This window comes from Blautia sp. CGZ-1-C1 (assembly GCF_056504575.1).
Genome location: NZ_JBWLUT010000195.1, coordinates 1 through 9,191, shown reverse-complemented (window position 1 = coordinate 9,191; position 9,191 = coordinate 1). Strand labels below are relative to the sequence as shown.

Sequence of the window (9,191 nt, the reverse complement as noted above, 5' to 3'; positions counted from 1 at the left end):
TGAGCGATGTTAGCGAATGGTCCGCCATGTACGATTGCAGGAACGTGTTCCAGAGTCTGTACAAGGTTTGGTTTCAGGGCATCTTTTAACAGAGCTGTCATAGCACCTTCTGCGTGAAGGTCACCGGCTGTTACCGGCTTCTGCTCGGAAACTTTACCATATGTATAACCAATGATAATCTTGGATAATCTTTCTTTCAGGTCTTTGATGTCACTTGCAAGACAGAGAACTGCCATAATCTCAGATGCAACTGTGATGTCGTATCCGTCTTCACGAGGCATACCGTTTGTTCTTCCGCCAAGGCCGTCGATTACATTACGAAGCTGACGGTCGTTCATATCAACACATCTTCTCCATGTGATCTTACGTGGGTCAATGTTTAATGCGTTACCCTGGAAAATATGGTTATCGATCATAGCTGCAAGTAAGTTGTTAGCTGCGCCGATCGCATGGAAGTCACCTGTGAAGTGAAGGTTGATATCTTCCATAGGAACAACCTGTGCATATCCGCCACCGGCTGCACCACCTTTAACACCGAATACCGGTCCTAAGGATGGCTCACGAAGAGCTACCATAACGCTCTTGCCAAGTCTCTGCATACCATCTGCAAGGCCTACAGTGGTAGTTGTTTTACCCTCTCCGGCAGGAGTTGGATTGATAGCTGTAACAAGGATTAATTTTCCGTCTTTCTTGTCACTTTCTTTCAGAAGATTGTAGTCAATTTTTGCTTTGTACTTTCCGTACTGCTCCAGATATTTGTCATCAATACCTGCTTTTTCTGCAATCTGGGTAATTGGAAGCATTTCGCATTCCTGTGCAATTTCAATGTCTGATTTGAATCCCATTTCAAATTACCTCCTTTTTACTCCGCATTTAAGTCGGTTTTTCGTAACTGTTTAGCAGTATGCTATCCAGCAAGGTGCTGAATAGTTACGGTTTTTATCTAAAACAGGTGCCGCCTGTCTTATTCAAGATTTATGCCTGAACGCATTTCAGAAATGCCTTCAGTGAACCGATAATCACATCTCCCATAACAGCCATATCCTCTGCCTGAAAAGAAACAGGGAAGTTGTCAGAAGAGAATCTGTGAAGACGGTGGAAATTCATCATCGCCTTCCCAGAGGATCATCTGCACTTTGTATTCCGGGAAAATCTCCACTTCATAAGCAATATCACCATGCTTTACAGCAACTGCCTTGATATGCTCCATAATTGCTTTGAAATCTCCCAGACGATTTCCATAGGAAAATGCCAGACGTTTGATGCATCTGCCGTCAAACTGCCTTAAATATACCTCGCCCCATGGCATCTCACGATATGTTTTAAATTTTCCGGAACTTTCAGATTTCACTCCATTTAAGAGAAAACGAATGGTCAGGATTCTGGCATAAATCATATCTTCCAGCGGATAAAAGCCTCTATCATCCGGCGTATGTGTTACTGTAAAATCCGGCCATGTAATCTGATACTGTGTTCCAAGAAAAGTTAATGTCAGTGTTTTTGTTTCTTCATCGTAAGGAATGGACAGCCTTGAAGCTATTTCTTTGGGATCTGCCGCTGCAAACTCCTGTGTATAATGCTCCCATGGCATTCTTTCCTTGCTGTCTTTTTCATAATTTAAATCATTTAAGCTAAAAGCCATTCTAAGTCTCCACAGACAGGACAGACAAAATATACTTGCCTGCCCTGTTACTTTTTATTCATTCAGGTGCGGCAATCGTTACGGTTCACTCCCGGTAACCTGCCGTATGCCGTATAAATATCAGCGGTTCTGAACCTCTTCCATTACTGTCGGGAACATACTGGTATCTGTATGAGGAATGAAACATGCTCCTACAAATTCATCCATATAGATCGGAACTGTGGAAAGTTCCATATATGTCATGTTAGAAGCCAGTTCGTATGTCTTCTTCTCCGCCGGCGTTGACAGAAGCATAAGATATGCACCTGTCAGGGAAGAGTTACCGATATAGTGGAATTTTTCGATTGGAATATCCGGGAACATACCGATGTTGACTGCATTCTGCATATTGATACCACTTCCGATACCACCTGCAACATAGACTTCATCAATCATGCTCACATCAAAGTCCAGAGAAGTCAGCATGGTACGGATAGCTGAGAAGATCGCGCCTTTTGCACGGATAAAGTTATCAATATCAACTTCTGTGATCTCGACATCTTTTACTGATCCTGCCTCTTCTTCAAAAGCAAGGATATAGCTTCCCATTCCATATTTATCATGTTTGATTCTCTTACCTTCGCGGATAAATTTACCTTTCGGGTTAATGATTCCGCAGATATAAAGTTCACTGATTACGTCGATGATACCGGAACCACACAAACCTACAGGTTTGGTTCCCTGATCACCTACGATCTTATAGGTCGGCTCCATCGTCTCTTTATCAATGGTACATGCTTCAATCGCGCCATCTGTTGCACGCATACCACAGCTGATATCACCACCCTCAAAGGCAGGGCCTGCAGAACATGCGCAGCTCATCATAAAGTCTGAGTTACCAAATACAAGCTCTCCGTTTGTACCAAGGTCGATAAACAGTGAGAACTCTGGTCTGTTCCAGATCTGGCTGACCATTGTACCGGCTGTGATATCACCGCCTACATAGCTTCCGATATTTGGTGCCATAATAATATGGGCATCTTTATTAATCTCAATTCCCACATCGGAAGCAAAAAGGGAATTGGTCTTAAAGAATGCAGGGATATACGGTTCTGTACGTAATGGATCAGAATTGATTCCTGCAAACAGATGATTCATAGTTGTGTTGGATGCTACACACATCCTGTATATACGGTTTGCCGGGAAATTTGCACTTCTGCACATCTCATGGATCATAGGATTGATTGTTTCCTTGATGACAGCATCCTGCAGTTTCTTCTGTCCACCAGGCTTCTGTGATTCCACGATTCGGTTAATTACATCCGCACCGAAACGAATCTGTCCGTTTCCGGCGGAACTCTTTGCAAGAATATCACCATTCTCCATATTAATCAGTACAGCTGAAACGGTTGTTGTACCGATATCTACTGCAAGACCACCGATCACTACATCTTCATCTTTACCGAAAATATCATATACAAACATATCATCAGATGTAGCACGAATCACACACTTCACTGCAAAATTATTCTCTCGCAGTACATCCGGAAGTTTCTTTAAAACTGCATAAGGAATCCGGACTCTGCTGATATTTAAATATTTGCGCAGGGCACGTGTCAGTCTCTCATTATCCGGCATTGTATCGTCTAAAGATGGCGGAGTCATGACAACATCCACTACCTCAAGACTGTTTTTCAGTTCTATGCCAGCAAGTTCCACATCTCGTTTGGCATTTTCAAAAATGGCTATTTCCTCTTTAGAGCTTAAATCAGCTACTTTCATTCTGCTCTTATAGGCAGATGCAATATCAGGTACCAGCACATTTACATCTGCACTGATCGTGCTGCAGCATGCAAGGCGCCATCCTTCCTGATATTCCTCATCAGAAATGTGTAATGTCTTTTTGCTCTCCAGTTCTCCGCTTTTTAACTGGACACGGCATTTTCCGCAGGCTCCGTTTCCGGAACATGGTGCATCGATCGCCACATTGGCTCCACGTGCAACCTCGAGTAAATTATCCCCCGCATTGGCATAAGCTTCTACCACACTGCCATCTTCGAATGAAAATGTTACCTTAAACATTCGGCAACCACCTTTCTCATAGTCGTTAATAGCCTGTAATAAAACGAGGGCTGAAGACCGAAGCCTTCAGCCCCCATAATTATGTATTCAATTTATTCAAATACGCTTTATCAGAAATACTGATTAGATTTCCAGATAGGAATCTGCATACAGTGTATTGCCTTTGAATACATCACAGGATTTAATAGTTTCCATCAGACGAAGGTCGTTAGGGTTAACGATCGCAGATGTAAGACCATTCATCATAGCCATTGCTACAAGAGCAGAGTCCATGATCGGACGGATATGTTTCGGCATACCGTTACTGTTATTGGAAAGACCACCTGTGGAGTTCAGTCCCATATCAGAGAACATTTTGATTGCTTCAAGAACTTCCATCTGTTTGTCCTGCATTCCTTTTACAACCAGGAATAACGGGTCAAACCAGAGATCTTCAGCTTCCATACCAAGAGACATACCTCTTTCAAGCATGTTCTGGCAGTGCATCATACGTTCATCATTGTCTGCTGCTACCATACCGGAAGAGCAAAGTGCGATACAGATGGCATCGTTTGCTGCTGCAAGATCGATGTTTGTGATTCTGTCACCAGCATCAGCGGAGTTAACGATCGGTTTTCCTTTTGCTCTGTTGTATACAGAAATACCAGCTTCAATAGCTTTCTTATTTGTTGTATCCAGTGCAAGCGGAACATTGTCGAATTCTGACTGAAGGAGCTGTACAGCCCATTTCATCAGGTCTTCTCCGTCGTTCTCAGCAGGTCCGATATTTACATCAAGGTAAGTTGCGCCAGCATCAAGCTGCTGTTTTGCTCTTTTGATGATCGGCTCTGGATCTCTTTCTGTAAATGCTTTGTTTACTGCAGGTGCAGTAGTGGAAAGTCTTTCTCCGATTGTTACAAATTTTGCCATAACCGTGTTCTCCTTTTTATTTATTTACACAGGATAAAACCTGTATGCTTCTCATTAAACGCCAGACCGGACAGATGCCCGGCCCGGCATGTTAATCCCATCAGATCTGACCGTCTGCCTGCATATCCTTTAAGAATTTAACAAGCTGTACAGCTTCTCTTGGTCCAACGATGATTTCCCATCCAGGAAGTTTTGCTTCAAGGTCACCCTTAAGAACTGCTACCTTACCTGGGATAATAAGCTTTCTGGATTTCACCTTAGGCTCAACATTTTCTTTGATGTAAGCGGAAATGCTGTTGCCGGAGAATTTACCAGCTGCCCAGGATGTCAGTACGGAAAGTCCGCCTGCATCATTGATAACCAGGTTAAGCGGAACACCGGAACGCTCCAGCTCGCCGGATACTACGAAATATGTAAGAGCAAAGTCTACAGTAGTAACTACTACCGCATTCTCATCAGCACCATTTAATGGATAGATACCTGGCTCAACTTTCATTGGTTTCTGCGGGTCAGTGAAAACGTTCTGACGCAGACCATATAATGGAAGAGCTTCTGCATATGTCATCTGCTCCATAACGATGATGGAACCATATTTCATTGTAAACATAGATGCTAAAGCTGCCTGTAAGTGAAGGTCACCTTTTGCGATCTTAACAAGGTTTACGATAGATGGATAACCAAATGTTCTGTCCTGATCTTTCAGAGCTGCACGACGAACCTGTACAGTGTTTGCAAAGGTTTCTTTGATGTCAGCGCCTGTTGTATCAAGAACAAGGTTCTTGTTTCCAAGTTTTTCAAGAGCTGCTGTTGTATCATATAATTCATTTAAGTCTTTACCGGATACACCGAGAACAACACCTGCTTCTGTAGCAACTGCGTTCATTGCTTCATAGTTGGAAGCATCTGCACCGTTTAAGACCGGTTTGCTGTCTTTGCATACTGCAAGAGCGGCTTTAGCAATTTCAGGATCTTTGCATTCAAGAACTAAAGTTCTTCCAAGACCTGCTGCTTTTTCTACAAGTGCTGTATATTTAGCTGCATCTGCACCTTCGCCACAGTTTACATATACAAGTTCAGCATACATTCTTTCACCGATACGGTCATAATCTACCTTCGGAATCTCTGCAAGTTTTGCCTCTACTGTAGCATCATCCATGCATGTGCACAGAGCTACTGCATATCTTGGCTTGCTTACAAATGTTTTTTCGTGTCTGAATAATACTGTTTCTCCACCCAGACTATGTTCTTCTGCACCAGTACCAATTTTGATTGTCTTCATTGGCGGAGCAGTTGCCTCGGAAAGAGATGCTAAAGCTTCATCAGACATATGCGGACATTGTTCGATTTTCATAGCGCCCTGAGCAACCTTCATAGAGAAAGCCATACATGTTGGGCATCCGCATTCCTTACAGTTTTTCTTTGGTGTTAATTTAAAGATCTGAATACCATTCAGTGCCATTTTATTTGTTCCTCCTATTCAATTACGCAAGTGCTTTGATCATTCTGGAAATAGCTGCAACAGCTTCCGGATGTCTTAAGATGACTGCATCAGATCCGGCTGCAAGGTCAGCAGCAGCTGTCATAACTTCCATATCGATTCCACGCTCTTCTTCCGGTCCCCATTCAGGCATATCAGCTTCAGAAGCTGTAGCTTCTTTTACGCCCCATGTCTCAGCGGATACCGGTGTAATGATAGGCATCTGCAGCATGTTATCATTCTGAGATAAAGCTGCACCTTTGATACGGTCCATTGTAGATACAACGTACTCATATCCATATCCGGCAGCAGCACTACCGATATTCATAACGATCTTCTGTGCGTTAACGCCTAACTGAGTAGTTACAACGTTAAGCTGTTTAGCAAGGTTGATATCTACGGCAGATTCTGCACCTACGATCTGATCGTAAGCAAGTCCTGCTGCAGCACCGATTGCTTTGTAGTTTTCTTCTTTTTCAGAAAGGATCAATACATTTCTTCCCTGAAGAGCTTCTGCTACCTTCGGAAGAAGTTCGGCGTCTTTCTCTACGTTCTTGCATCCTTCTACTACTAATGGTGCATCAATTGCATCAGCAACTTCTTTTACAACTGCGATAAGTTCATCAACAGATTTGTTTACACCGTTTGGATCTCCACCTTCAAGGATAAGAGCTACAAAGTCAGCACCTTCCATAGCTGCTGCTTTTTTAGCCATTTCTCCGATTGTGGAAGCTCCGTCATAGTATGCTTTGATACCTTCGGATACAATATTCTCAAGACCCATATCAGAGATTTCCACACCAATCTTAGGTGTGTTTTCTGATGGTGCATCAAAAGAATAGAATGGATAAGTAGAGTCTCCGCCGATTGTTACAGTCTTATCTCCGCTGCCAATGGTGACTGTATTAATCTTTGCATTGAATTTCTGAAGTTTCTGATTAAACGGCATTTTTTTGGCCTCCTTAAAAAAATTACTGTGTGTATGTATCTTTTCGCAGACTTACACACTATGTCATGTGTAGTATACAACATTATCCTGCCCGTTGACAAGTACACTCTGCCATATTTTGTTAAAAAAACAACAATTTCACCGCTTTCATTTATTTTCCATAACAAAGTGAAAAATCCGGCAAATTGCCATATCTGAACTTTACTGATTCTTCATACACTCCGCATATATTTTATCAGCAAATCATTACGCATCCACATTTCGTCCTTACGAAACAGAATGATTGTACTTTCACACGATCACGTTTTGTATGTCCTTGAAATATAATATACTATGGTTTTTATCTATACGCTTTTGGGCGTTTAAACCCGGAGGCTTATTGAAAGCCTCCGCATGACTCCATAATACCTCCGGGGAAACCACCATGCTTTACATCATCGGCTCAAGAGCTAATGCCGGATGGCCTTTTTCTGTAAGGAAGCCAACCAGTGTTTCCGGATCAGTAGCAATTGTTTCATCACCGATCATATCTGTAAAGTTGTCAATTCCGTAGAGTTCTTTTGCTGTGTTGTTCAGACGTTCAGCAACAAACTCTTTTAATTCTTTTGGCATCCATACGATACGTTCGATACCGCCTTCTGCCTTCATGAATTTCTTGGAGCTGATGAAATGTTTACCATGTCCCATGAAACCAGGTGTCTGAACACCACCACCTGTCATGGATGCCATTTCTGAGAATGTCATTCCAAGAGGTGTCATGCCTGCATACTCACGGTTAGCAATAACAACACCATTGGAGAATGGCTCGATACCACAGATACACTCGAAGCATCCGCATGATGTCATAGGATCCTGCATGATAGAGTACAGTGTAACGTGCTCTAATGCACCCTGGGAGAATTTCTTAACAGCTTCATCTACGTCTTCATAAGAACCAAGGTTCTCATCAATAGGTCTTTCTTTTGTAATTACCTGGCAAGGTCCGTTTGGATCCAGCTCGTTGGTAGCTTTTGCATCCAGCCATGAAACGGCACCGCAAAGTCCAAGTCTCTCAGGTGTAACAACACATACGTGAGACGGGGAGAATGCCTGGCAGAGGATACAGCTGTAATATACATCTACAGATTCGTCTGTCAGAGTATTCAGACGGTCATCACGTTTCTCGAAGATCGGGATAGCAACTTCATGACGGATTCTTGTACACTCAGCAGGATCTGTATAAATAGTAACTTCACATTTATCAACAACTGCGTCAAATTCATTTTTAACCTGTGTATAGAGAACTTCACCGATATGTTTGATCTTGAAGCCTGCAGCAAATGCATCTTTGCTGATACGGATTCTCTGCATATCTCTCTGTCCTGTATGGTATACACCTTCGATACAGTTGATGTAGTTATGGAACTTACGCTCGATAACCGGTTCAAAGTCAGGCTGCATGTTTTTACCTGCAACTTTAACAACATATGCAATGCTGTTCTTGCTGCCAAGTTCCATGTCGTCTACTTCCGGACCAACAACTGTGATCTTGTGGTCTTCTACTTCACTTGGTTCACATGTATGTACAAGCTCTGCACAGTCTACACGGGAACCATCAAATTCAACCTGCATATCTTTACGACGGATAATCTCACCTTCGAATGCAGATGCGAAAGCAACAGGGATATCAATGTTTGTAATTTTGATCTTGATGTCACGGGCTTCCAGAGAAGTTGCATTCCATTTGGAGATGTCTTTCTGGCAGATAAGGCTCTTCGGTACTCTGAGCAACATCTTCCTGGTTTGTGATAACCGGGAATCCAAGAGCGATAGCGCCTGCACCACAAGCTACGATCACATCATTTAATGGTGCAAATGCATTAACAAATGCAGGTACACGTTTCATCGTGTAATCCATCAGAGTTGCAGCATCACCTGGTTTCACGTTACCGAAGATAAGAGCTGCACGAAGTGCAACAGATACTACGATGCATAACTGGCTGTACTACGTCTTTTCCAAGCGGGATAACACGTACATTAGCACCTGTCTTGTATCCAACTTCCTCTGAACTGGTCAATAACGTCACCAACCAGAGTGATCAGAATACCCTGAGACTTGATAGGATTTAACAAGGTCTGCTGTCTTCCTGAGCGGAAGGAGCTTTTCCAAGGAT

The 9,191-nt window shown here is 42.8% G+C and carries 6 protein-coding genes and 1 pseudogene; all 7 read right to left on the bottom strand.

The window, feature by feature from the left end; genetic code table 11:
* Nucleotides 1-845, bottom strand: an 845-nt coding sequence (locus AC058W_RS17495) for a formate--tetrahydrofolate ligase (RefSeq protein ID WP_479390436.1), incomplete at its 3' end; no start/stop codon positions are given.
* Between the two features lie 227 nt (nucleotides 846-1,072).
* Nucleotides 1,073-1,642, bottom strand: a complete 570-nt coding sequence (locus AC058W_RS17490) for a DUF3786 domain-containing protein (protein WP_479390435.1) — start codon at nucleotides 1,640-1,642, stop codon at nucleotides 1,073-1,075.
* 120 nt (nucleotides 1,643-1,762) lie between these two features.
* Nucleotides 1,763-3,703: a corrinoid activation/regeneration protein AcsV gene (gene acsV, locus AC058W_RS17485; protein ID WP_117843778.1), complete on the bottom strand. Its 1,941-nt coding sequence runs from the start codon at nucleotides 3,701-3,703 to the stop codon at nucleotides 1,763-1,765.
* A 123-nt stretch (nucleotides 3,704-3,826) separates the two neighbouring features.
* A complete protein-coding gene (gene acsE / locus AC058W_RS17480) occupies nucleotides 3,827-4,612 on the bottom strand; it encodes a carbon monoxide dehydrogenase/acetyl-CoA synthase methytransferase subunit (protein WP_008703879.1) in 786 nt (261 codons plus the stop codon).
* Nucleotides 4,613-4,712: 100 nt separating this feature from the next.
* Nucleotides 4,713-6,071: an acetyl-CoA decarbonylase/synthase complex subunit gamma gene (acsC, locus tag AC058W_RS17475; RefSeq protein WP_117674557.1), complete on the bottom strand. Its 1,359-nt coding sequence runs from the start codon at nucleotides 6,069-6,071 to the stop codon at nucleotides 4,713-4,715.
* 22 nt (nucleotides 6,072-6,093) lie between these two features.
* Nucleotides 6,094-7,038, bottom strand: coding sequence for an acetyl-CoA decarbonylase/synthase complex subunit delta (gene acsD / locus AC058W_RS17470; RefSeq protein ID WP_117674558.1), 945 nt, complete (start codon nucleotides 7,036-7,038; stop codon nucleotides 6,094-6,096).
* A gap of 429 nt (nucleotides 7,039-7,467) precedes the next feature.
* A pseudogene (gene acsB / locus AC058W_RS17465) lies at nucleotides 7,468-9,191 on the bottom strand (acetyl-CoA decarbonylase/synthase complex subunit alpha/beta); the annotation flags it as partial.